Below are 21,193 nucleotides of genomic sequence, written 5' to 3'. Positions count from 1 at the left end.
AACCAGAATGAGCGCTCCTACTCGTCGCAAGGAGCGACCTCATGTTTCGGCGTCGTCATCTTCTTTACACACTGAGCCTGACATCGCTTGCTCTTGCGGCATGCGGTGACGGGCATGTCTCCGACCCGCGCACCGAGATTCCGCTGGTGCGCGCCAGCATCGTCCAGCAGACCCCGGGCGCGAGCCGCTCGTTCACGGGCGTGGTGGGCGCCCGCGTCCAAAGCGATCTCGGCTTCCGCGTTCAGGGAAAAGTCATCGAGCGTCTGGTCGACGTAGGCCAGACGGTCAAGCGCGGCCAGCCCCTGATGCGCATCGATCCGATCGATCTTGGGCTGCAGGCGCGCTCGCAACGGCAGCTTGTCGACGCTGCGCAGGCGCGCGCCACGCAGACCGCGGACGACGAGGCCCGTTATCGCAGCCTTGTGGCGGCGGGTGCGGTTTCGGCATCGACATACGAACAACTCAAGGCGGCCGCCGACGCGGCACGAGCCCAACTCACCGATGCGAAAGCACAGGCCGACCTCGCGAGCAACGCGGTGGGATACGCCGTTCTCGTAGCGGACGCCGACGGCGTGATTGTCGAGACCCTCGCCGAGCCGGGTCAGGTGGTCAGTGCGGGGCAGATTGTCGTGCGCCTGGCGCACGCAGGGCCGCGCGAAGCCGTCGTGCAACTCCCCGAAACGCTGCGCCCGGCTGCGGGTTCGATTGCGCAGGCAACGCTCTACGGCGCCGGCAAGAAGGCGGTGCCCGCCACGTTGCGCCAGCTCTCGGATTCCGCCGACCGGCTCACGCGCACCTACGAGGCCAGGTACGTTCTTGGCGGGGCGCTTGCCGATGCGCCGCTCGGTGCCACTGTGACCATCGATCTACCGCGCCCGGCCGGTGAGGGCGGCCAGCACGAGGCCGCGCTGGAGGTGCCGGCGGGCGCGGTGTTCGACCCGGGCACGGGCACCGGCGTCTGGACGATCGAGGGCGCTCCGGCGCACGCGTCCTGGCACAAGGTGCGCGTCACGGCGCTGGGCACAGATACCGTGACGGTCACAGGCGACCTTCGCGAAGGCGAACGCGTGGTCGCGCTGGGTGCTCACCTGCTTCACGACGGCGAAAAGGTGCGACTGGCCGATGACAGCATGGCCACGGCTTCGGTCGCCCAGAAAGGGGACACGCAATGAGCGGCTTCAATCTGTCGGCCCTCGCGGTTCGTGAGCGGTCCGTCACGCTGTTCCTCATCATCCTCATCTCCGTTGCCGGCATCGTCGCCTTCTTCAAGCTGGGGCGAGCCGAAGACCCGCCGTTCACGGTCAAGTCGATGACGGTCATCACGGCATGGCCGGGCGCCACGGCACAGGAGATGCAGGACCAGGTGGCCGAGCCGCTCGAAAAGCGCATGCAGGAACTGCGCTGGTACGACCGCACGGAAACCTATACGCGTCCGGGCCTCGCGTTCACGACGGTAACGTTGCTGGATAGCACGCCGCCCGGCGAGGTTCCCGAAGAGTTTTACCAGGCGCGCAAAAAGCTCTCCGACGAGGCCAGCAATTTGCCGGCCGGCGTGATCGGCCCGCTCGTCAACGACGAGTACTCGGACGTTACCTTCGCCTTGTTCGCGCTGAAAGCGAAAGGGCAGCCCGAGCGGTTGCTCGTGCGCGATGCCGAAGACCTTCGTCAGCGGCTCTTTCACGTGCCGGGCGTGAAGAAGGTGAACATCGTGGGCGAACAGGCCGAACGCATCTTCATCTCGTTCTCGCATGACCGCCTCGCCACGCTCGGCGTGACGCCGCAGGACATCTTCGCTGCGTTGAACGGCCAGAACGTCCTGACGCCGGCCGGTTCGATCGATACGGCCGGCGCGCAGGTGTTCATTCGCGTGGAGGGCGCCTTCGACAAGCTGCAGAAAATTCGCGACACGCCCATCGTCGTGCAGGGCCGCACGCTGAAGCTTTCGGACGTGGCTACCGTCGAGCGCGGCTACGAAGACCCGGCCACCTTCCAGATACGCAATGGCGGCGAACCGGCGTTGCTGCTCGGTATCGTCATGCGCGACGGCTGGAACGGGCTGAACCTCGGCGCGGCACTCGACAAGGAAGTGGCGAAGATCAACACGGGCCTGCCGCTCGGCATGAGCCTGACGAAGGTGACCGACCAGGCTGTGAACATCCATTCGGCCATCGACGAGTTCATGGTCAAGTTCTTCGTCGCGCTGCTCGTGGTCATGATCGTGAGCTTCGTGAGCATGGGCTGGCGCGTGGGCATCGTGGTGTCGGCGGCCGTGCCGTTGACGCTCGCCGGGGTGTTCGTCGTCATGGCTGCCACCGGCAAGAATTTCGACCGCATCACGCTCGGCTCGCTGATCCTCGCGCTCGGGCTGCTGGTGGACGACGCCATCATCGCCATCGAAATGATGGTCGTGAAAATGGAGGAGGGCTACAGCCGCGTGCAGGCATCGGCCTACGCATGGAGCCACACGGCCGCGCCGATGCTCTCCGGCACGCTTGTCACGGCGGTGGGCTTTATGCCGAACGGCTTTGCGCGCTCCACGGCCGGCGAATACACCAGCAACATGTTCTGGATCGTGGGCATCGCGCTGATCACTTCGTGGATCGTGGCGGTCGTGTTCACGCCGTATCTCGGCGTCAAGCTGTTGCCGGACATTCCGAAGATCGAGGGCGGCCACGAGGCGATCTACAACACGCCGAATTACCAGCGCTTTCGCCGCTTCCTCGTGCGTGTGGTTCAGCGCAAGTGGATGGTGGCGGGTATCGTGGTGGGGGCTTTCGTGGTGGCGGTGATGGGCATGGGCGTGGTGAAGAAGCAGTTCTTCCCGACCTCCGACCGCCCCGAGGTGATGGTCGAAGTGCAGATGCCCTATGGCACCTCGATCGAGCAGACCTCCGCGGCCGCGGGCAAGGTGGAGGGATGGCTCGCTAAGCAGCCCGAAGCAAAGATCGTGACCTCGTACATCGGGCAAGGCGCGCCGCGCTTCTATCTGGCGATGTCTCCGGAATTGCCCGACCCGTCGTTCGCCAAAATCGTGATCCGCACGAATGACGAGAAAGAGCGCGAGGCGCTCAAATTCCGTCTGCGCGAAGCGGTTGCCGAAGGGCTGGTGCCCGCAGCCCAGGTGCGCGTGACGCAGCTCGTGTTCGGCCCGTACTCGCCGTATCCCGTCGCGTTCCGTGTCATGGGACCGGACGCCCGCACGTTGCGCACCATCGCCGCGCAGGTGGAAGGCGTCATGAATGCAAGCCCCATGATGCGAACCGTGAATACCGACTGGGGTCCGCTCGTGCCCACGGTGCACTTTACGCTGGACCAGGATCGGCTCGCGGCGGTCGGGCTGACCTCCAGTTCGGTTGCGCAGCAGTTGCAGTTCCTGCTGACCGGCATCCCGGTGACGAACGTGCGCGAGGACATCCGTTCGGTGGAAGTCGTCGCGCGATCGGCCGGCGAGATTCGGCTCGATCCCAACCGCATCAGCGGATTCACGCTGGTCGGCTCGGCAGGACAGCGCGTGCCGCTCTCGCAGGTGGGCAAGGTCGATATCCGCATGGAGGACCCGATCCTGCGCCGTCGCGATCGCACGCCCACCATCACGGTGCGCGGTGATATCGCGGAAGACCTGCAACCGCCCGACGTGTCCACGGCGATGCTGGCCAAGCTGCAACCCATCATCGCGAAACTTCCGGAGGGCTACCGGATCGAGGAGGCCGGTTCCATCGAAGAATCGGGCAAGGCGACGAAGGCGCTCGTGCCGCTCTTTCCGATCATGATTGCGCTGACGCTGCTCATCATCATCTTCCAGACGCGCTCGATTGCCGCCACGATGATGGTGTTCGCGACGAGTCCGCTCGGATTGATCGGCGTGGTACCCACGCTGCTTCTGTTCAATCAGCCGTTCGGCATCAATGCACTCGTCGGGCTCATTGCGCTGTCGGGCATCCTGATGCGCAACACGCTGATCCTGATCGGACAGATCGAGCATAACGGGCGCGAAGGGATGACGCCGTTCCATGCGGTGGTGGAGGCCACCATCCAACGGTCCCGGCCGGTCATCTTGACGGCGCTCGCCGCGATGCTCGCCTTCATCCCGCTGACGCATTCGGTGTTCTGGGGCACGCTCGCATACACGCTGATCGGCGGAACGTTCGCGGGCACGATCCTGACGCTGGTCTTTCTGCCGGCGATGTACTCGATCTGGTTCAAGATCCGGCCCGATGCAGGCGATGCACCGGCTCCCCATGTGGAGAGCGAGACAGCGGTTGCATAAGCGTCGCCACGTGCATGCCCGCAATGCCACGCCGGGGCCGCGCCGTTGCGGCCCGGTTCTCCATCAAACAACAGCGTGCGTACGTCCGGCTGATGCAAACACTTCCGGAGCCGCGGCACATTCCATCACCGACATCCACTCAGGAAACGACGACGGTACGGAAACATGTCCTGCGATCACATGGTTCGACACGATCCAGCCCATCGTGACGATGGCGGGATCGAGCATCGACACATCGATAAAGCCGCCAATACACTCCAGTTCGCCGATGGCACCGGCCATCGTGATCCCGTTGCGGATTTCGGACGACCCCGAGCAAAGCGATTGCTGTGGAATGCTGGTCAGCGTGACCTTGTCGCGATTCTTGATGGCATCGATGGTCTGTCGGTCGAACGCCGCTTCGCACAGAAAGTGACTCAGTCCGCCGGAGGCGATGATTGCCACCTTCGCGTCGATGGGGGACGCGGCCATCACCACGGCGTCCACCTGTTTGCACGGCATGAAAACCGAAGTGCTGCCCGATTGTTGCCCATGTTGATCTCCGCTGTTCTTGTCCTTGTCCTGGGCCGGGGGGCTGCTCCTGCCGCGACCGCCTAGCGAAACGCGCTCATTTGCGACGAGATCATCTGCAGCATCTTGTTCGATGCAACGGACAGCGTGCGTCCCACACGCGTCACGAGATGTGCTTCGGCGTTCTGAAGAATCGGGTGTTCGATGGGAATGGCCTTCAGTTGCCCAGCCTTGAGTTCGCCGGCAACAGCAAAAGCCGGTAGCACCACGATCCCGAGTTCGGAAAGGGCGAACTGCTTCATGATGTTGATGGAGTTGGTTGTGACCGCCAGTTCCAGCGTGATCTTCTCGGCGAACTCGACCGCCTGCAGCATTTGCCGTGTGCCATAGGTGGCATGGGTCGCGGCAATCGGATACGACGCCAGTTCCTGCACGGTAAGACTCTTGCGCCTGATCGTGCGCGCCATCCTGGTGCCGACGATGGCCATCATCGGCTGCTGGCGGAACGCACGCGATACGATGCGCGGTTCGTTCGGCGGATTGTAGACGAGGCCGATGTCTCCCTCGTCCTCCGCAATCTTCGTCACCACGTCGTTCGTGCTGCCCACGTCGAGATTGACCTTGATGTTCGGATACTGTCTGCAGAAATGCTGCATCGGTCCCGACAGCATGTCGGATACGAATCCTTCTCCCAGCACCACGCTGACGCGGCCGGTACGCAGGCCGCGTAGTTCCTGCAGACGGGACAGCAGGTCTTCGCGATGCGCGCGCTGCTCCCGAAAATACTGGATGACGAACTGGCCGGCCTCGGTCGGTGTAACGCCACGGGCGTGACGTTCGATCAGCGGGGCGTCGAGTTCCTTTTCCAGCAAGGTGATCTGGCGGCTTACGGCAGAGGGTGCGACATCGAGCCAGTCAGCCGCTGCGCGGATCGTGCCGCAACGCACCGCTTCGAAAAAATAGGTGATCCGGCTTTCGGTCAGGCTGTCTGCCATGGTGGTGTTCGAATTATTAGAACGATTCGAATATTGGCACTTATTGGTTGAAACGGTCAATGCGCCGAATATCGACGTCAACGGAGCGGACCAGGCCTCGAGCCAGGCGCATCTCAATGTACTGACCAGGAGCGCAGAAATGAAAGCGGTAGGTGTCGTCGGACTCGGAAACATGGGGCGCGGGATGGCCCTGTCGCTGAAGCGGGCAGGCTTCGACGTGTTTGGATTCGATACCAGCCAGGACAGCGCGAGGAAGCTGGGCGAAGAGGGTGTGCGGCCTTGCGCATCAGTCGCGGAAATCGCCGCGGCGGTCGACGTGCTGATCCTCTCGCTGCCGACATCGGCGATCGTCGAGCAGGTCGTGCTCGGCGATGGCGGCGTAGCGTCCCATGCGAAACGCGGTCTGACCGTGATTGACACGACGACCGCCGACCCGAACAGCACGCGCAAGGTCGCTGCCGCACTCGCGGAATGTGGCGTTGCGTTCATCGATGGTCCGGTGAGCGGAGGTCCGAAGGGCGCCGCCACGGCCACCATGACGATGGTGCTGGGCGGTGCCGATGAACATATCGCCGCCGTGCAGCCGATTCTCTCCGCAATCAGCGCGAAGCAGGTTCACGTCGGGCCGGTGGGCGCGGGCCACGTCACCAAGCTCATCAACAACCTCCTGACGGGCGTTCATCTGCTGGTGACGAGCGAAGCAGTCCGCGCAGCGGAGTCCGCGGGCGTGGATGGCGCGCGTCTGATCGAAGCGCTGAGTGGCGGCTCCGGCAGGAACAGCGCGACGCTGACCAATTACCCGACGTGGATCCTCAACGGGAAATTCGACTCGGGTTTCACGATGAAACTGATGCGCAAGGACATGCGCCTCGCGCTTGAGCTGCTGCGGAGCCAGAACGTCAGCGCGCCGGTCGCGAAAGAAGCGGGACGGCTGTGGGCGAAGAGCGAGGAATCGATTGGCGATGCAGAAGATTTCAATTGCATCGTTCAGTTCGTCGACGGGCAATGAGCGCTCACGGAATACAACGAGGACACGCTATGGAACACAGCATCGCAGATAACCTGCTCAAGGCATTTCAGCACTTCTTCCCGAATGCAGAAACCGTGGGTTCGTATGTGAACGGGGAACTGGTCGAAGGCAGGGGCGAAACCATCCAGCTGTACGACGCCGCTTCCGGCGAGAAGAGCATCGCCTATCGTGATGGCGGAGCCGAAATCGTCGCGCTCGCGGCTTCGGCGGCGCAGACTGCGCAACAGCAGTGGTGGTCGCTGACGCATGCCGCGCGCGGCCGCACGATGTTTGAGGTGGCCCGTCATATTCGTCAGCATGCCGAACAGCTGGCACGCCTCGAATCGGTCGGCTCGGGCAAACCGATCCGCGATTGCCGCGGTGAAGTCGCGAAGGTCGCCGAAATGTTCGAGTACTACGGCGGGTGGGCCGACAAGTTTTACGGCGACGTGATTCCGGTGCCCACTTCGCATCTGAACTACACGCGCCGCGAGCCCGCGGGCACCGTGCTTCAGATTACGCCGTGGAACGCGCCGGTGTTCACCTGCGGTTGGCAGCTCGCGCCGGCCATTTCGATGGGCAACGCGGTGCTGCTCAAGCCGTCGGAACTCACGCCGTTCAGTTCGCTCGCCGTCGGTATGCTCGCCGAGCGTGCCGGCGTGCCGAAGGGGCTCATCAACGTGCTCGCGGGCTATGGCCACACCATCGCGCAGGCAGCGATTGCGCACAGGGTCATCAGGAAGGTCGTGTTCGTAGGCTCTCCGGCAACCGGTGCCCGCATCGCGGAAGCGGCGGCGAAGCGCGTACTGCCCTGCGTGCTGGAACTGGGCGGCAAGTCGGCCAACATCGTGTTCGAGGATGCGGACCTGAAGCGCGCGGCGCTCACCGCACAGGCCGCGATCTTCGCGGGAGCGGGTCAGAGTTGCGTGGCGGGCTCACGTCTGCTCGTTCAGCGTTCGATTTACGAGCAGTTTGTCGCGATGGTGTCGACGGGTGCGAAGAAGATCAAGGTCGGTGTACCGACCGACGACGCCACCGAAGTCGGCCCTATCTGCAATCGCGCCCAGTACGATCATGTGATGAAGATGATCGCGAGCGGGGTAGAAGCGGGCGCGACGCTCGCGGCCGGATCGGCGGAGAAGTCGCACGGCGGCTATTTCGTTTCGCCGACCGTACTCGCGAACGTGAACAATCAGATGGACGTGGCGCGCACCGAAATCTTCGGGCCTGTGGTGGTCGCGATTCCGTTCGACACAGAGGAAGAAGCGATCGCCATCGCCAACGACACGGACTTCGGCCTGGCCGGCGCGGTGTGGACGAACGACGTGGCGCGCGCGCATCGCGTAGCCGCACAGGTCGACGCGGGTACGTTCTGGGTCAATGGCTACAAGACGATCAACGTGGCTTCGCCGTTCGGTGGTTACGGCATGAGCGGTTATGGCCGTTCGAGCGGCGTCGAGGCGTTGTACGAGTACACGCAGACCAAGAGCGTGTGGGTTGAAACGGCAAAGGCGCCGTCGACCGCGTTCGGCTATCTGTGAGCGCAACCTGCCTGCGCCCAGGGTGGCGCAGGCAGGTTGCGCCATAAACTCAGTTGAGTTGTTCGACGAAGACGACAAGCTTGATAACCTTGATATCGGGCCATTGTGCCTTGGGGCGGAGACCAGCATGGAACACACGATAACGACGGACGGTGCATCGGGCAGCGGTTTCAGGGGCGCAAAATTGCTGGTCTACGCGGCTGCGATCCTGCTGGTCGCGCAGTGCATCGGTGCATTCACGTTCAAGGTGGGGCCGGGCAAGGTGGTGCTGTTGCCGATGGTCTGGGCCCTGTTGATGGGCGGCGCGCTGGGGTTGGTATCGGAGCGCTGGCGTAGCAGCATGCGGCTGGACGTGAAGACGCAGTTTCTGGCTGCCGCCGTGCTACAGCCTGCGTTGCTGCTTTTCGTATCGAAGCTCGGTCTGATGGTCGGCAGCGCATTGCCGAAGCTCGCCGCAGCCGGCTGGGCGCTCGCCTTTCAGGAACTCGGACACTTCGTCGGCACGATCCTGCTGGGCTTGCCGCTTGCGCTGCTCCTCGGCATCAAGCGCGAAGCCATCGGCGCAACGTTTTCCGTGGGTCGCGAACCTAGTCTTGCCATCATCGGCGAAAAATATGGGATGAATTCGGCGGAAGGCCGCGGCGTGCTGGCCGAATATCTGACGGGCACGGTGTTTGGGGCCGTGTTCATCGCCATTTTCGCGGGCTTTGTGGCGAGCCTGAACATCTTCCATCCGCTGGCGCTCGCCATGGGCGCGGGCGTCGGCTCGGGCAGCATGATGGCCGCTGCGTCTGGCGCGATCGCGGCGGCACAGCAATCGCCGGAAGTCGCAAAGGACGTGCTGACCTTTGCCGCCGCCAGCAATCTGATCACGACGACCATCGGCACGTATTTCACGCTGTTCATCTCCCTGCCGCTGGCGGTGTTCGGTTATCGCGTGCTCGAGCCGCTCATTGGGCGTACGACGAAGGCATCGGGCGCCTCCGAAGCTGTGGATGCAGCGCGCCCGAAGCTCGGCGATGTCCAGACCGAGGCACCCTCGCTGAGCTATTCAGGCAAGATCGCGGCTTGGGGTTTGACCGCGATCTTCTCGCTCGTGTGCGACTGGATCACGCACGGCACGACACCGCTGCAAGGGCTGCCGGGTATGGGCTTCATGGTACTCGCCACCATAATCGGTGATGCGTTGTCGACTGCTACACGACGCAAGATTCCGGCGGTGTGCTGGGTGTCGATTGTCGCGATGTTCATGACTTCGCCGCTGTGCCCGTGGGCGTCGCAGATCGCGGCGATGAGCGCAAAGAACGACTTCCTGGGCGTCGTGACGCCGATGCTGACCTTCGCCGGCCTCTCGATCGCAAAGGACATCCCGGCGTTCCGCCGGCTCGGCTGGCGCATCGTGCTCGTGTCGTTCGTCGCCAACGCCGGCACATTCATCGGCGCCGCACTCGTCGCACAGATCTTCCACATCTGACCTGTCCTCTGCGTGCAGCCGACGTTCCCACGGCTGCACCTCGTTGTATTCCATCTGTTACGACATGACACCGACGGTTGACATCGAAGCGCTTGCGCCTGCTCTCAAAGCGCTTCGGCGCGATATCCACGCGCATCCCGAACTCGGCTACGAGGTTTTCCGGACATCGAACCTGGTGGCGCGCAAGCTGGAAGAGTGGGGCATCGAGGTGACGCGGGGCGTCGGCAGGACTGGTGTGGTCGGCACGCTGCGCCGCGGCGCGGGCACGCGCTCGATCGGTCTGCGCGCGGACATGGACGCCTTGCCCATGCAGGAAACCAATACGTTCGCGCATCGCTCGACGGTGGCCGGTGTGATGCACGCGTGTGGACACGATGGTCATACGGCGATGCTGCTTGGTGCGGCCCAGCACCTGGCGAGCCATGGCGATTTCGACGGCACCGTGCATTTCATTTTCCAGCCTGCTGAAGAGGCGGGTGCAGGTGCGCGGGCGATGATCGACGACGGCCTGTTCGAACGCTTTCCAGTCGATGCCGTATTCGGCGTACACAACTGGCCCGGCATTGCCACTGGCCATTTTGCGGTTCGTCCGGGGCCGCTGATGGCCTCGACGAGTCTCTTCAAAATTACGTTGCGTGGCGCAGGCTGCCACGGCGCGATGCCGCACCTTGGCCGCGACCCCGTCATCGCCGCGGGCCATGTGCTGCTCGCGCTTCAAAGTATCGTGTCGCGCAACAAGAATCCGGTGGAGGCCGCTGCGTTGTCCGTCACGCAGATTCATGCGGGCGAGGCGCAAAACGTCGTGCCGGCCGACGCCTGGCTCGGCGGCACCGTGCGCACATTCACGACGGCGATGCTCGACCTGATCGAATCACGCCTGCGCGCAGTCGTCGCGGCGACCGCCACAGCATTCGATTGCGAATACGAGATTGCGTTCGACCGCAACTATCCGCCGACAGTCAACGACCCAGCACAGACTGCGTTCGCGGTCGAGGTGATGCGCGAGGTGGTCAGTGCCGAGAAAGTCGACCCAGCGGTCGATCCCACGATGGCCGCCGAAGACTTCTCGTTCATGCTGAAGGCACGGCCGGGCTGTTATGCGTTCCTCGGCAACGGCATGGGCGACCATCGCGAGATGGGGCATGGCGGCGGCCCGTGTCTGCTGCATAACAGCAGCTACGATTTCAACGACGAACTGCTGACCATCGGCGCGCGCTACTTTGTCAGGCTGGTTGAGCGTTTCCTTCAGACGTAGTTCTGAGGACTGCACGCATGCCACGGTTCCGTCGTGGTGGCGCGACTGACGGTGTGGCAGGTATTGGACAAAGGAGAAAGAATATTGGCGGAGGCGGGTAGAAGAATACTGCACTGGCATCTGCGATGCCGTTCCCTTTGCACGCGATTCAAACCCGATTGACCGTGAGTTTTTTCGGGAGGTCCCCTGGAGCCTCACACGTACGAGGCGCAGGGCAGCTTGACCTGAGGGCTCGGGCCGCAGCGCTTTCGGGCGGCGACTATCTGTTTCCGGGTCGCATCCACGATTCGCCGCACCTGTCGACGCGAGAATACGCCCGACTGGTCCATCGCTGGATACGAGCGATCGGACTGGATGATGCGGCTTACGGAACGCATACGATGCGCCGGACCAAGGCTTCGCTGATTGATCGTCGCACGAAAAATTTGAGGGCAGTACAGTTACTGCTCGTACACACGAAGCTAGCGAGCACGGTTCGATACCTCGGAATTGAGGTCGATGAGGCGCTCGAGATGGCTGAGCAAACCGACGTGTGCGGGACGTAGGCCGGACGGCGTCGGGTCGCTGCCCGGCCACCTGCCGTCATTCATCACCGTGCAGCCTGGGACGCGAAAACGGTCGTTCCGCAGTAGATGGCTGACGTTCGCTCGCCAACCTCTACCGTCGCGTTCGTGGCCATCATGGCGCTGCAGATGTCGGTATGGGCGAGGGCACTGCAGCCGGATGCGCGGCGGGCCCGCGTGTTGACGGGCAATGTCTACGGCGCGGTCATGAAGGCGCATGCCGCGGCGCCGCGTAGCGTTCCGATAGCGCTTCGTACAAGGGGGGAGCGAAGAGCCGCGATACCCGGCTGGCAATCAATGCCGTCGCCATCAGGGAGATAACGAGGGCGTGGCCGTTGATCATCTCAATCACGATGACGAAGGCCGTAATGGGGCTTTGCGTGACTGCTGCGAGATAGCCGACCATGCCGAGCGCGATCAGCATGGGCAGTTGCATCTGCGAGAACACCATGTGAACGGAATTGCCGATACCTGCGCCGATTGCCAGCGACGGCGCAAAGAGGCCGCCTGGCGAGCCGGGCAGATAAGAGCCCACCATCGTGACCATCTTGAACACGGGATAGAGCGCAGTGAATTCTCCGTGCCCTTCCAGCATCGAACGCGCTTCCGCGTATCCGCTACCGAACGTATGCCCTGAGCTGACGACGCCGATCACTGCGATGATGAGTCCGCAGAGCGCGCCGAACATGACCGGGCGATCAAGGCGCATCTGCAGCACGCTGGGCGGCATCCAGCGCTTCGTGTTCAGCAGCAGCCAGCAAAAAACGCCGCCGGCGACCCCTGCGATTACGCCGATCAGCGGCACGGCCGCAACAAGGAGATCTGGCAGGTGCGGGCCGATCTCGATTGTGCCGAAATAGACGTAGTTGCCCTGCAGACCCAGTGATACGACGCCTGCGAAGATGATCGCGGTAATCAGCACGCCGCTCGTGCGCTGTTCGAAACTGCGCGTGAGTTCCTCGATGGCAAAGACCACCCCGGCGAGCGGCGCGTTGAAGGCCGCCGAGAGGCCAGCCGCCGCGCCGGCCAGCGCTAGCTTGCGCTCGAGTGCCGCTCCGCTGATTGCCCGAAAACGCGCCGGGTAGAACTGCCGCAGGCTGAACATCAGTGCGGCGCCCACATGAATGGTCGGCCCTTCGCGGCCGATCGTCAGTCCACCCATGATAGCGAGAAACGAAACGAGGATCTTGCCGACGAGAATGGGGAGCGTGAGCAGCCGCTGGCCCAATTCCCGCGGGCCGTGCAACGCGGCGATGACCTGCGGAATGCCGCTGCCTTCCGCTCCTTCGAAGAAGCGTCTCGTGAGCCACACACATAGCGCACTGATCGCCGGTGTGACGAGCAACGGCAGCCAGCGATTGTGCGCCAGGTACGTGAGAAAGAGGGTGTATCCAAAATCGATCAGGCGGGCATACAGTACCGCGACGAGCCCTGCGGTAACGGCCCCCATCCAGAAGACGCCGTAGTGAAGCCACAGTTTGTAGGCGTGCCTGAAAGACCATTTGTCCATTAGGATCGGCATTGGTATGGGCGTGCGGTTCATGCGGAAGGCGGAAGTATACCGTTGCGCATCCTTGCGAGCAGTCGCCTGCACGAGCGGTGTTCCCTGCGGGGGGAGGGGTTGTCCCTATCCTGCGTCGCGCAATCTTGGGGAACTGTCCCGCGCAAAATGGCTCTCTGCGATCGGCGGGCAAGGCTCATGCCCTCCCGCCGTAACTCGAATGAAAGACCAGCACGCTGTCGCAAAAACCGGACCGCCAAGGCGGTATCCGCAAACGGGAGTCAGAAAAATGACTGTAAAGGCCGAAAAACGGGTGTTCTTCAGCGTCGCGAGGGCGTTGTGCCAGATCCTGCTCGGCGGCGCACTCGCCGCTATCGCGATGGTGGGTGTGAGCATCGTGGTGGGCAAGACCGCCCTTCCCCCTGACCATGCGACGCCCGTGTCCGTCGCGACGGTACTGGCCGCGGTACCGGGCACTCAGTCGGCGAACGACGAATTCTTCAGCGCACATGACGCGGGCATCAACGTTCCCAACGCGATGGGGATTCCGATTCCGAAGCCGCTGAGCTCGGTGCTGACAAGCGATGCGACGAGCCAGCCCGTTCTGAACGGCTGGCTCGACGACATTCCCGTGCAAAATCGACCCGCTTTCGTCAACGGTCTTGCTGCGGTGGTTGCTGCGGCCGACCAGCACGCGACGTCGTGGGAGTGGGACAACCGGCAGCACTACGTCGCGGCGGCGATGAGCGAGTATGCGCGCATGACCATCGACCGCCTCGCAGAGGTTGCCGACGCCCGCAAGCGCGCGGCCGAAAAGCTTGACGAGTATCGCAATGCTTTCGGCACGCTGCTCGGAGTTGCCGCCACCCTCACGCTATTGCTGACCGTCATGGCCATCGAGCGCAATACGCGCCCTCGGCAGACTTGAGCGCCTGCGCGCCCGGTGTCGATGGGCCATCGATCGTTCGGTCAGGCGGTCATACTGACGTCCGGGCGTTGGCTCAGCATTCAACAACGGACGCACGACCGGTGAGGGACGTCCGCGCCAGTGACGCGTCGGGCAACTGATCAGCTGAGCCATTTAGCGATACGCACGTCATCTTCCCCGACCTCCGGTGCGCTCAGTAAATCGATTAGGCGGTTCCCTTGGTTACCGAGATGGGCGTGGATGGGATACAAACTCAAGGTGGAGGCATGTCCAGGCGCGGCAACCGAGAACGAGGCAACAGGCGCCGCCCCCAAGGCCATATAGCGTCGAATTGAGGAAACCGCCTGGAGGCGAAGGCTTCCGCTGACGAGCACAGGCGACGCCTCCGGGAGCCTCCGCCATCGCTCGCAAAAACTGTCGCGTGCGCTAATGCTGCGGTGCGGAGATCTGCCTTGACTACCTCGACGCTCCACGGAGCACCTGTTGCGTTGACACGTCGGCGGCGTCGCCGCTGCCTTGGCTCTGCCATGCAACGTCGCGCTTTTGTCTCTGCTGGTCGGTCGCATCAAACGCTGGAGGCCACGCGAGCGGCGCTACGCGTGGGGCGCTACGCGTGGAGCGGCGTGCAGCCGCAGCTGCAGCGAGTGTCTGATCACGCCTACCTGGCCGTGCTCGAGCAATTGATCAGCGCGGCGGGGAGTGCACGATAGGCCGCAGCTCAGGCACCGGCTTGGACAGTGCGTCAAGGTCCGGCACATGGCGGCGCAGGGCGGGGTCCGTGGAAAATGCCCCTTCGAGCGCCTCCGAGACATCGAGCAGCATGGGCATCGAGTATGAATCGGATGGCTGCTCAAGCTGCGGCTTGCGAAGGCGAGGCTTGCACCACACAGGCGATGATCGCATCGCGCGTGTTCTCGAGATGCGCGCGCGTCTGCGCATGCACGGCGCGCGTATCGCGCGCGCGGAATGCGTCGAGGAGATCCGCATGCTCGCGGTTGTTGCTGTCGAGCATATCGCTTTTGACGTGCATGGAAAGCGACACGTATGGCCGCGCGATGAGCGACAGCCCTTCGACCATTTCGGAGAGACGCGTGCCGGCGGCGCTCGTCATCAAATGCTTGTGGAACCCTTCATTGAGTACGGCCCACGTCTCTGCCGACGATGTCGCGCACATCTGTGCATGAACGTTTGCGGCAGCGGTGAGGTCGCTCTCGGTGGCATGCGCGCAGGCACGCTCGGCCAGCATCGGTTCGAGCACCATGCGCAACTCGTAGATTTCGCTCACGTCCGCAGCCGTGAGCGGGCGCGTGACGACGCCCTTGTTGGGATCGATGGAGACAAGCCCTTCCGCGCGCAGGTCGCGAAACGCTTCTCGCACCGGCGTCGTGCTCACGCTCAGGCGTTTGGCGATCTCTTCCTGCCGCAGCCGCGTGTTCGGTGCATGGATGCCGTTGAGTATCTCGGCGCGCAACGTGCCGAGCACGTATTGCTGAATCGTGCGAAAGGGCTGGCTCATGCGCGTCTTCGTGAGCGGTTGTTATCGTCTGGCGCGCATGCCGATCCAGCAACGATAGCGCGTGGTTCGAATTCCAGCATGCTTTCGATGCGCGCGGCCACGCTTAGCAGCTTCGCATCATCGCCGAACGCGCCGACGATCTGCAAGCCGAGCGGCAGATTGGCTTCGCTCCATCCGGAGGGCACGTTGACGGCGGGCGCACCCATGAGGCTCCACGGGGCACAGAAGCGGGCGTCGCCGGTATCCGCATGTCCGTGAGGCGCTTCACCGCTGGCAGGCAGGGTCACGAGCGCGTCGCAGCCCTGCATCAGTGCGGCGGACTGCGAGCGCACGTGCGCTTGCAGCAGCAAGGCTTGCTGATACCGTTCTAGCGGCATCGCCGCGCCTTCGGACAACAGCAGGCGCATATGTTCGCTCATGAGGGCGGGTGCGCGCGCGGCCACATCGCCGATGGCGCGATACGCCTCGACCGCGAGGATGGTCAATGTCGCTTCGCGCATGCGCGGCAGGTCCGCGCCATAGTCCAGCTCGACGATGCGCGCGCCGCCTTCGGCGAGCGTCTGCAACGATGCCTCGAAGTTTTCGCGTTGATGCGGCGCGACGAGTTCGTCCCAGAACGGCGTGCGAACGACGCCGAGCGTGAGCGCGGACGTATTGCGCGGAAAGTGACCGCGCCACGCCGATTCGCTTTCCACCGCGTGCGGCGCGCGTTCGACGAACAGTGCATGCGCCACGGCCACGTCTTCGACGGATCGCCCGAAGAACCCGACGTGATCGAGCGATGCAGCAAGCGGATGCACGCCTTCGCTCGGCACCGCGCGATACGACGGCTTGTAGCCGACGACGCCGCAGTACGCCGCCGGACGAATGATGGAGCCGACCGTCTGCGTGCCGATGGCAAGCGGCACGATGCCCGCCGCGACGGCCGCCGCCGATCCGCTCGACGAACCGCCCGGCGTGTGCGCCCGGTTCCATGGATTGACGGTCGCAGCCGGACCGCGCCAGGCGAACTCGGTCGTCGCGGTCTTGCCGAAAATCGCGCCGCCGAGCGCGCGGATCGTCGATACGATGCGCGCGTCGCGCTCGGGCCGATGGCCGTCGTAGGCCGGCGAGCCGTAGCCCGTGGGCATGTCGGCCGTGTCGGCCAGGTCCTTGACGCCGATGGGCACGCCGGCGAGTGGATGCGCCACCGCGCTATGCACGTCGTACGTATCCGGCCGATGTATGAAGGCTCGAAGCCAGGGCTCGAGCGCATCGGCGCGGGTCTGCGCGGCGAGGAGCGTCGCACGCGCGGCAGCCTCGTCGTGACGGTTCGCGAGCAGCGTCGCGAGCAGGGAGCGAGCGCGCTGGATCATGGCTACTTGCTCACGGCCGCGGCGAAAGTGTTGTCGACGCCATTGGCATAAGTGATCGCGCCGGGCTTGATGTTGCCAATCGACTCCTGAAGGTCGAGCGCATTGCGAAAGGCCTGCTCGGAAATATCGGGCGTGGCCGCATAGATCTTTTGATCGATGAGGCGCTGCACCGCTGAATCGACGATCTTCGGATCGAGCGAGGGGAACTCCGCGCGCGCGACGCTCTTCGCCGTATCGTGCGATTGCTGAATCAAGGCTTCGGCCTCGCCGATCGACTTCACGAACGCGGCCACCATCTTCGGCTTGCTCTTGACGGTGGAAGCGAGCGTGTCGATGGTCGAGAACGCATACCCGCCCGGATACGCCTTCGGGAACGCATAGACGATGCGATACCCTTGCGCGAGCCCCGTTTCCGCTTGCGGCATGTAAAGCGCGGCGGCTTCGGACCGGCCCGCGGTCACGGGTGCGAGTTCGGTGCCGATCTGCACCGTGTTCATCTTCACGTCCGTGAGCTTCTGTTCGCTGATGAGGCGCTGCAACAGGTACGTGCTGGTCGATGGCGGCAACGCGGTGGCCACGCTCTTGCCCGCGAGGTCGCCCACGTCCTTGACCTTCGAATCCTTCGGCGCGATCACCCAGACGGGCACGCCCGCGACGACGTTCGCCACGTTCACGAGCGACGCGCCCTTGAGGTTTGCGAGCATCGCGGTCATGGGGTCTTGCAGCGAGAAGTCCGCGTGACCGCCGATCACCGCCGCCACGCCCGCCGCGCCGCTGCCGGCAGTCACTTTCTGCACGGCGAGGCCGTTCTTCTCGAAGATACCCTTGTCGATGGCGACATAGAGCGGCAGATACTGTATGGACTGAAACGCTTGATAGATGACGACCGGCTCGGCGGCCGCCGCGCCGATTCCCGATGCAACGAGACATGCCGCCGCGATACTGTTGAGCAGAGCGTGTGTCTTCTTCATTTTTTCTTCCAGGAAATGATCTTCGCTTCCGCGAGTTGAACGATCCAGCTGAGAACCGAGGCCATCAAGGTCAGCACGATGATGCCGAGCCAGACGGTATTGAGATCGAAGAGGGAGCCCGCCACGAACACCGCGTGCCCCAGTCCTGCTTGCGACGCGATGTATTCGCCGACGACCGCGCCGATCAACGCGAAGCCGATGTTCACGCGCAGCGTCGAAAAGATCCACGGCAGCGCGCTGGGTACGATGAGCCTGGTGAAGATCATCGACGGCCTGGCCTTGAACGAGTGGAAGAGATTCAGCAGGTCCTTGTCGACTTCGCGCGCGGCGGCGCACGACGAGATCATGGCGACAGCGAAGGTGGAGATGCCGGCGAGCCATATCTTCGAGGAGGCGTCGGAACCGAACCAGATCACGATGAGTGGGCCGAGCGCGATCTTCGGGATACTGTTGAGAATCACTGACAAACCCTCGGCGACTCCCGACACGGCGGGCAGGAACCATAGCAGCAGACCAAGACCGATTCCGAGGCCGCTGCCGATGGCGAGACCCGCCAGCGTTTCATACAGCGTGACCCACGTGTCGGAGGCGAGCGTGCCTTGCGTCAGTCCGATGACGGCGGCCTCATAGACGCCGGATGGCGAGCCGAGCAGCTTGCCGTTGATCCAGCCCGCGCTGACAGCAAGCTGCCAGAGGACGATCAGCGCAACGACGATGCCGACCACGGCGCCGGTCGTGCCGAGCTTGCGGGACGCGCGGCGTACGACTTTCTTCGGCGTGACGTGCGTAGAGAGAACGGCTTCAGTCATGGACGGCTCCTGCCAGAGTAGTCGGTTGAGCGACTTGATCGGTGTCGCGCGCGGTGACGTTTCCGCGCAGGCCGTTCCAGATGCGCGCGTGGTAGCCGCGGAATTCTGGCGCTTCGCGCGCGGACACGGCGTTGCGCGGTCCGTGCGTCGTCAGTTCGATGAGGATCTGATCTTCGATGCGCGCGGGACGCCCGCCAAGCAGAATCACGCGGTCGCTCATCGCGATGGCTTCTTCGATGTCGTGCGTGACGAGCACGACACTGGTGCCGCTTTGCGCACGCAGCGAGATGATGTCGTCCTCGAGTGCGAGCCGCGTCTCGTAGTCGAGCGCGGAGAAGGGTTCGTCGAGCAGCACGAGCGTCGGATCGACGAGCAGCGTGCGCGAGAGCGCAACGCGCTGTCTCATGCCGCCCGAAAGCGAATGCGGATAGGCATCGGCGACGGCGCCGAGCCCGTAACGCGCGAGCATTTGCCGCGCGCGGGCCGCATCGTCCGGGCGGACTTTGCGATATAGCTCGATGCCGAGCAGTGCGTTTTGCAGCACGGTGCGCCACGGCATCATGAGGTCCTTTTGCAGCATGTACGCGATGCGGCCCGCTTCGCCGTCGGCGCGTCTGCCGACCGATATCTCACCCGACTGCGGCTTGAGCAGGCCCGAGATGAGATTGAAGAGCGTGCTCTTGCCCGCGCCGCTTCGTCCGACGATCGACACGATCTCGCCTTGCCGCACCGAAAAGTCGAGCCGGTCGAAGATGGTCACGGTCGAGCCATCGGGCGACTGGAAACCGTGAATGAGCTGCCGCACGGTCAGCGTTTCCGGGAACGTGTCGGCTGCGGTTGCGTTCGATCCCTTCATGTCGTTCCTCGCAAGGTCTCGCACAAGTGAAGTGGTTCCTGAAATGCATAATGCACAATCAAAAACAGGAAGGTGTTTTCCCCAAAAAAGTTTTTAGCGTGGAGTCCGAACGCGACGCGTCATGCGCACGACGATGCCGCAAGGGCCGGGATAAGCGTCATCGTGGAACACGGCAGACGTCACCTGCAGCGCAGTCTCGTTCGAGCCGATGCCACGCATGCCGCGTTCGCAGGAACGATTCACGAACGCGCGTCGCCATCGGCCCGACGGACGATCATGCCGCCGTGTTTTTCAGGAAGCGAGTGCGCATCGGCTTGAGCACGAAGAGCGCGAGCGCGGCCGTGACGATGTCGAGCGTGATGGCGGCGCTGAAAACCGGCACCCAGCTTCCCGCATGCTGATGCAGGAGCGCCGCGAGCGGGCCGCCGAAGATCGATCCGATGCCCTGCGAGATATACAGCCACCCATAGTTCTCGGTGGCATGGCGCGTGCCGAACGTGTCGGTCAGGGTAGAAGGAAAGAGCGAGAAGATCTCGCCCCAGCCGAAGAACACCACGCCCGACAGCAGGACGAACAGCAGGGCGTTGTCGCGCGTCAGCAGCCACAGCGCCATCGCGATGCCTTCCAGCGCGAACGCAAAGAACATTGTGTTTTCGCGGCCGAAGCGGTCCGAAACCAGCCCGAACAGCGGACGCGTGAGGCCGTTGGTGAAGCGATCGATGGTCAGCGCGAGCGGCAGCGCGGCCATGCCGAACACAATGACTTTCGTGATGCCGAAGTCCGCCGCGAAGGTGGCCATCTGCGAGGTGACCATGAGGCCGGAGGTGGACATCATCGTCATCATCGCGAACATGAGCCAGAAGAGAGGCGATTTCATCATCTGCGAGGGACGAAGGTTCGGCACGTTCGATGCCGCCAGCGCCGATGTCCTGGCCGGCGTTGCATCCTGCGGCACGCGCAGACCCTGCGATGCGACGAAGCCCACGATCGCGAAAGCGATGCCGTAGATCCACAGCGTGGCGTCGAGTCCGCGCGTCGCCAGCGAAGCGGACACCGGGAACGTGGTGACGATCGCGCCCATGCCATAGCCCGCCGCCACCGCGCCGGCCGCGAACCCGCGCCGATCCGGAAACCAGCGAACCATCAGCCCGACCACGCCGACATACACGATGCCCGTGCCCAGCCCGCCGACCAGGCCGTACGTGAGATACAGCATGGACGTGCTCGTGGCCATCGACGCGAGCACCCAGCTCAGCCCCGACATCACCGTGCCGAGCGAGATCAGGAGACGCGGGCCGAAGCGGTCGATCAGCTTGCCCTGAAACGGCGAAAAGAACGTCTGCAGGATGATGAGCAGCGAGAACGTCACCTGCAATTCGGGCAGCGGCACGCCGAGCTTCGCCGAGAGCGGCCTGGTCAGCAGCGTCCACACATATTGCGGGCTGGAAATCGCCATCATGCAGAGCAGGCCCAAGCCCAGTTGAAGCCAGCGGTGCCAGGCCGCGACGGCGGGCGCGCTCGCGGCGGCATCGTCGTGCAGCGTATGAATGCGTGTGTTCATGTGCGTTCCCCGGTTGAATCGCGAATCGAAAGAATGAAGGGTGCCCTCCGGTCCGACGAATCGCGGGACCGGGGAGATGAAG

17 protein-coding genes and 1 pseudogene are annotated in these 21,193 nt (G+C 63.7%); 8 read left to right on the top strand and 10 right to left on the bottom strand.

Features of this window, described 5'->3' with window-relative positions; translation table 11 throughout:
* Positions 1–41 precede the first annotated feature (41 nt).
* Positions 42–1,172: an efflux RND transporter periplasmic adaptor subunit gene (locus tag PXJ20_RS20920; RefSeq protein WP_421031036.1), complete on the top strand. Its 1,131-nt coding sequence runs from the start codon at positions 42–44 to the stop codon at positions 1,170–1,172.
* Entirely contained in the window at positions 1,169–4,267 is a 3,099-nt protein-coding gene (locus PXJ20_RS20915; protein WP_421031035.1) for an efflux RND transporter permease subunit, read from the top strand. The genes PXJ20_RS20920 and PXJ20_RS20915 overlap by 4 nt, the downstream gene beginning before the upstream one ends.
* A gap of 63 nt (positions 4,268–4,330) precedes the next feature.
* On the opposite strand, the gene PXJ20_RS20910 is transcribed toward PXJ20_RS20915, so the two are convergent.
* Both PXJ20_RS20910 and PXJ20_RS20905 read right to left on the bottom strand, forming a co-directional pair.
* Entirely contained in the window at positions 4,331–4,753 is a 423-nt protein-coding gene (locus tag PXJ20_RS20910) for a hypothetical protein (protein WP_421031034.1), read from the bottom strand.
* A gap of 107 nt (positions 4,754–4,860) precedes the next feature.
* On the bottom strand, positions 4,861–5,772 hold the full coding sequence (locus tag PXJ20_RS20905; protein ID WP_017777555.1) for a LysR family transcriptional regulator: 912 nt from the start codon (positions 5,770–5,772) through the stop codon (positions 4,861–4,863).
* Between PXJ20_RS20905 and PXJ20_RS20900 the strand changes: the two genes are divergently transcribed.
* From PXJ20_RS20900 to PXJ20_RS20880, 5 genes and pseudogenes are all read left to right on the top strand, one after another.
* Positions 5,771–6,781, top strand: a complete 1,011-nt coding sequence (locus PXJ20_RS20900; RefSeq protein ID WP_421031033.1) for an NAD(P)-dependent oxidoreductase — start codon at positions 5,771–5,773, stop codon at positions 6,779–6,781. The two genes, PXJ20_RS20905 and PXJ20_RS20900, sit on opposite strands and share 2 nt — an antisense overlap.
* Positions 6,782–6,810: 29 nt before the next feature.
* The gene (locus PXJ20_RS20895) at positions 6,811–8,322 is read left to right on the top strand and encodes an aldehyde dehydrogenase family protein (RefSeq protein ID WP_421031032.1); all 1,512 of its coding nucleotides are present in this window, start codon (positions 6,811–6,813) and stop codon (positions 8,320–8,322) included.
* A gap of 127 nt (positions 8,323–8,449) precedes the next feature.
* Complete coding sequence (locus tag PXJ20_RS20890; RefSeq protein ID WP_421031031.1) at positions 8,450–9,796, top strand: DUF3100 domain-containing protein; 1,347 nt, start codon at positions 8,450–8,452, stop codon at positions 9,794–9,796.
* Between the two features lie 64 nt (positions 9,797–9,860).
* Positions 9,861–11,051, top strand: coding sequence for a M20 aminoacylase family protein (locus tag PXJ20_RS20885; RefSeq protein ID WP_421031030.1), 1,191 nt, complete (start codon positions 9,861–9,863; stop codon positions 11,049–11,051).
* 251 nt (positions 11,052–11,302) lie between these two features.
* Positions 11,303–11,596, top strand: a pseudogene (locus PXJ20_RS20880) (tyrosine-type recombinase/integrase); the annotation flags it as partial.
* A 223-nt stretch (positions 11,597–11,819) separates the two neighbouring features.
* Here the strand turns inward: PXJ20_RS20880 and PXJ20_RS20875 are convergent.
* A complete protein-coding gene (locus PXJ20_RS20875) occupies positions 11,820–13,124 on the bottom strand; it encodes a chloride channel protein (RefSeq protein ID WP_421032587.1) in 1,305 nt (434 codons plus the stop codon).
* Positions 13,125–13,404: 280 nt separating this feature from the next.
* On the opposite strand from PXJ20_RS20875, the gene PXJ20_RS20870 reads away from it, so the two are divergent.
* Positions 13,405–14,043, top strand: a complete 639-nt coding sequence (locus tag PXJ20_RS20870; RefSeq protein ID WP_017777561.1) for a hypothetical protein — start codon at positions 13,405–13,407, stop codon at positions 14,041–14,043.
* Between the two features lie 684 nt (positions 14,044–14,727).
* Here PXJ20_RS20870 and PXJ20_RS20865 read toward each other — a convergent pair.
* From PXJ20_RS20865 to oxlT, 7 genes are all read right to left on the bottom strand, one after another.
* Positions 14,728–14,865, bottom strand: coding sequence for a hypothetical protein (locus tag PXJ20_RS20865; RefSeq protein WP_421031029.1), 138 nt, complete (start codon positions 14,863–14,865; stop codon positions 14,728–14,730).
* A 28-nt stretch (positions 14,866–14,893) separates the two neighbouring features.
* A complete protein-coding gene (locus PXJ20_RS20860) occupies positions 14,894–15,559 on the bottom strand; it encodes a GntR family transcriptional regulator (protein ID WP_199541210.1) in 666 nt (221 codons plus the stop codon).
* On the bottom strand, positions 15,556–16,914 hold the full coding sequence (locus tag PXJ20_RS20855; protein WP_421031028.1) for an amidase: 1,359 nt from the start codon (positions 16,912–16,914) through the stop codon (positions 15,556–15,558). Before PXJ20_RS20855 ends, PXJ20_RS20860 begins: the two co-directional genes overlap by 4 nt.
* Before the next feature lie 2 nt (positions 16,915–16,916).
* Positions 16,917–17,885, bottom strand: coding sequence for an ABC transporter substrate-binding protein (locus PXJ20_RS20850; RefSeq protein WP_421031027.1), 969 nt, complete (start codon positions 17,883–17,885; stop codon positions 16,917–16,919).
* The gene (locus PXJ20_RS20845) at positions 17,882–18,694 is read right to left on the bottom strand and encodes an ABC transporter permease (RefSeq protein ID WP_421031026.1); all 813 of its coding nucleotides are present in this window, start codon (positions 18,692–18,694) and stop codon (positions 17,882–17,884) included. The genes PXJ20_RS20850 and PXJ20_RS20845 overlap by 4 nt, the downstream gene beginning before the upstream one ends.
* Positions 18,687–19,550, bottom strand: a complete 864-nt coding sequence (locus PXJ20_RS20840) for an ABC transporter ATP-binding protein (RefSeq protein ID WP_421031025.1) — start codon at positions 19,548–19,550, stop codon at positions 18,687–18,689. The genes PXJ20_RS20845 and PXJ20_RS20840 overlap by 8 nt, the downstream gene beginning before the upstream one ends.
* Positions 19,551–19,824: 274 nt before the next feature.
* A complete protein-coding gene (gene oxlT / locus PXJ20_RS20835) occupies positions 19,825–21,111 on the bottom strand; it encodes an oxalate/formate MFS antiporter (RefSeq protein ID WP_017777567.1) in 1,287 nt (428 codons plus the stop codon).
* Between the last annotated feature and the right edge of the window lie 82 nt (positions 21,112–21,193).

Origin of the sequence: Paraburkholderia sp. A1RI_3L (assembly GCF_048957895.1) — a bacterium.
GTDB classification, from domain to species: Bacteria; Pseudomonadota; Gammaproteobacteria; order Burkholderiales; family Burkholderiaceae; genus Paraburkholderia; species Paraburkholderia kururiensis.
The sequence above is the reverse complement of the archived record's forward strand: the minus strand, read 5'-3'. Positions and strand labels throughout refer to the sequence as shown.

Excerpts from the sequence above, each read along its gene's own strand:
- PXJ20_RS20920 (WP_421031036.1), top strand. The coding sequence starts at position 42 with ATGTTTCGGCGTCGTCATCTTCTTTACACACTGAGCCTGACATCGCTT.
- PXJ20_RS20915 (WP_421031035.1), top strand. The coding sequence starts at position 1,169 with ATGAGCGGCTTCAATCTGTCGGCCCTCGCGGTTCGTGAGCGGTCCGTC.
- PXJ20_RS20900 (WP_421031033.1), top strand. The coding sequence starts at position 5,771 with ATGGTGGTGTTCGAATTATTAGAACGATTCGAATATTGGCACTTATTG.
- PXJ20_RS20905 (WP_017777555.1), bottom strand. The coding sequence starts at position 5,772 with ATGGCAGACAGCCTGACCGAAAGCCGGATCACCTATTTTTTCGAAGCG.
- PXJ20_RS20895 (WP_421031032.1), top strand. The coding sequence starts at position 6,811 with ATGGAACACAGCATCGCAGATAACCTGCTCAAGGCATTTCAGCACTTC.
- PXJ20_RS20890 (WP_421031031.1), top strand. The coding sequence starts at position 8,450 with ATGGAACACACGATAACGACGGACGGTGCATCGGGCAGCGGTTTCAGG.
- PXJ20_RS20885 (WP_421031030.1), top strand. The coding sequence starts at position 9,861 with ATGACACCGACGGTTGACATCGAAGCGCTTGCGCCTGCTCTCAAAGCG.
- PXJ20_RS20875 (WP_421032587.1), bottom strand. The coding sequence starts at position 13,124 with ATGGACAAATGGTCTTTCAGGCACGCCTACAAACTGTGGCTTCACTAC.
- PXJ20_RS20870 (WP_017777561.1), top strand. The coding sequence starts at position 13,405 with ATGACTGTAAAGGCCGAAAAACGGGTGTTCTTCAGCGTCGCGAGGGCG.
- PXJ20_RS20865 (WP_421031029.1), bottom strand. The coding sequence starts at position 14,865 with ATGCTGCTCGATGTCTCGGAGGCGCTCGAAGGGGCATTTTCCACGGAC.
- PXJ20_RS20860 (WP_199541210.1), bottom strand. The coding sequence starts at position 15,559 with ATGAGCCAGCCCTTTCGCACGATTCAGCAATACGTGCTCGGCACGTTG.
- PXJ20_RS20855 (WP_421031028.1), bottom strand. The coding sequence starts at position 16,914 with ATGATCCAGCGCGCTCGCTCCCTGCTCGCGACGCTGCTCGCGAACCGT.
- PXJ20_RS20850 (WP_421031027.1), bottom strand. The coding sequence starts at position 17,885 with ATGAAGAAGACACACGCTCTGCTCAACAGTATCGCGGCGGCATGTCTC.
- PXJ20_RS20845 (WP_421031026.1), bottom strand. The coding sequence starts at position 18,694 with ATGACTGAAGCCGTTCTCTCTACGCACGTCACGCCGAAGAAAGTCGTA.
- PXJ20_RS20840 (WP_421031025.1), bottom strand. The coding sequence starts at position 19,550 with ATGAAGGGATCGAACGCAACCGCAGCCGACACGTTCCCGGAAACGCTG.
- oxlT (WP_017777567.1), bottom strand. The coding sequence starts at position 21,111 with ATGAACACACGCATTCATACGCTGCACGACGATGCCGCCGCGAGCGCG.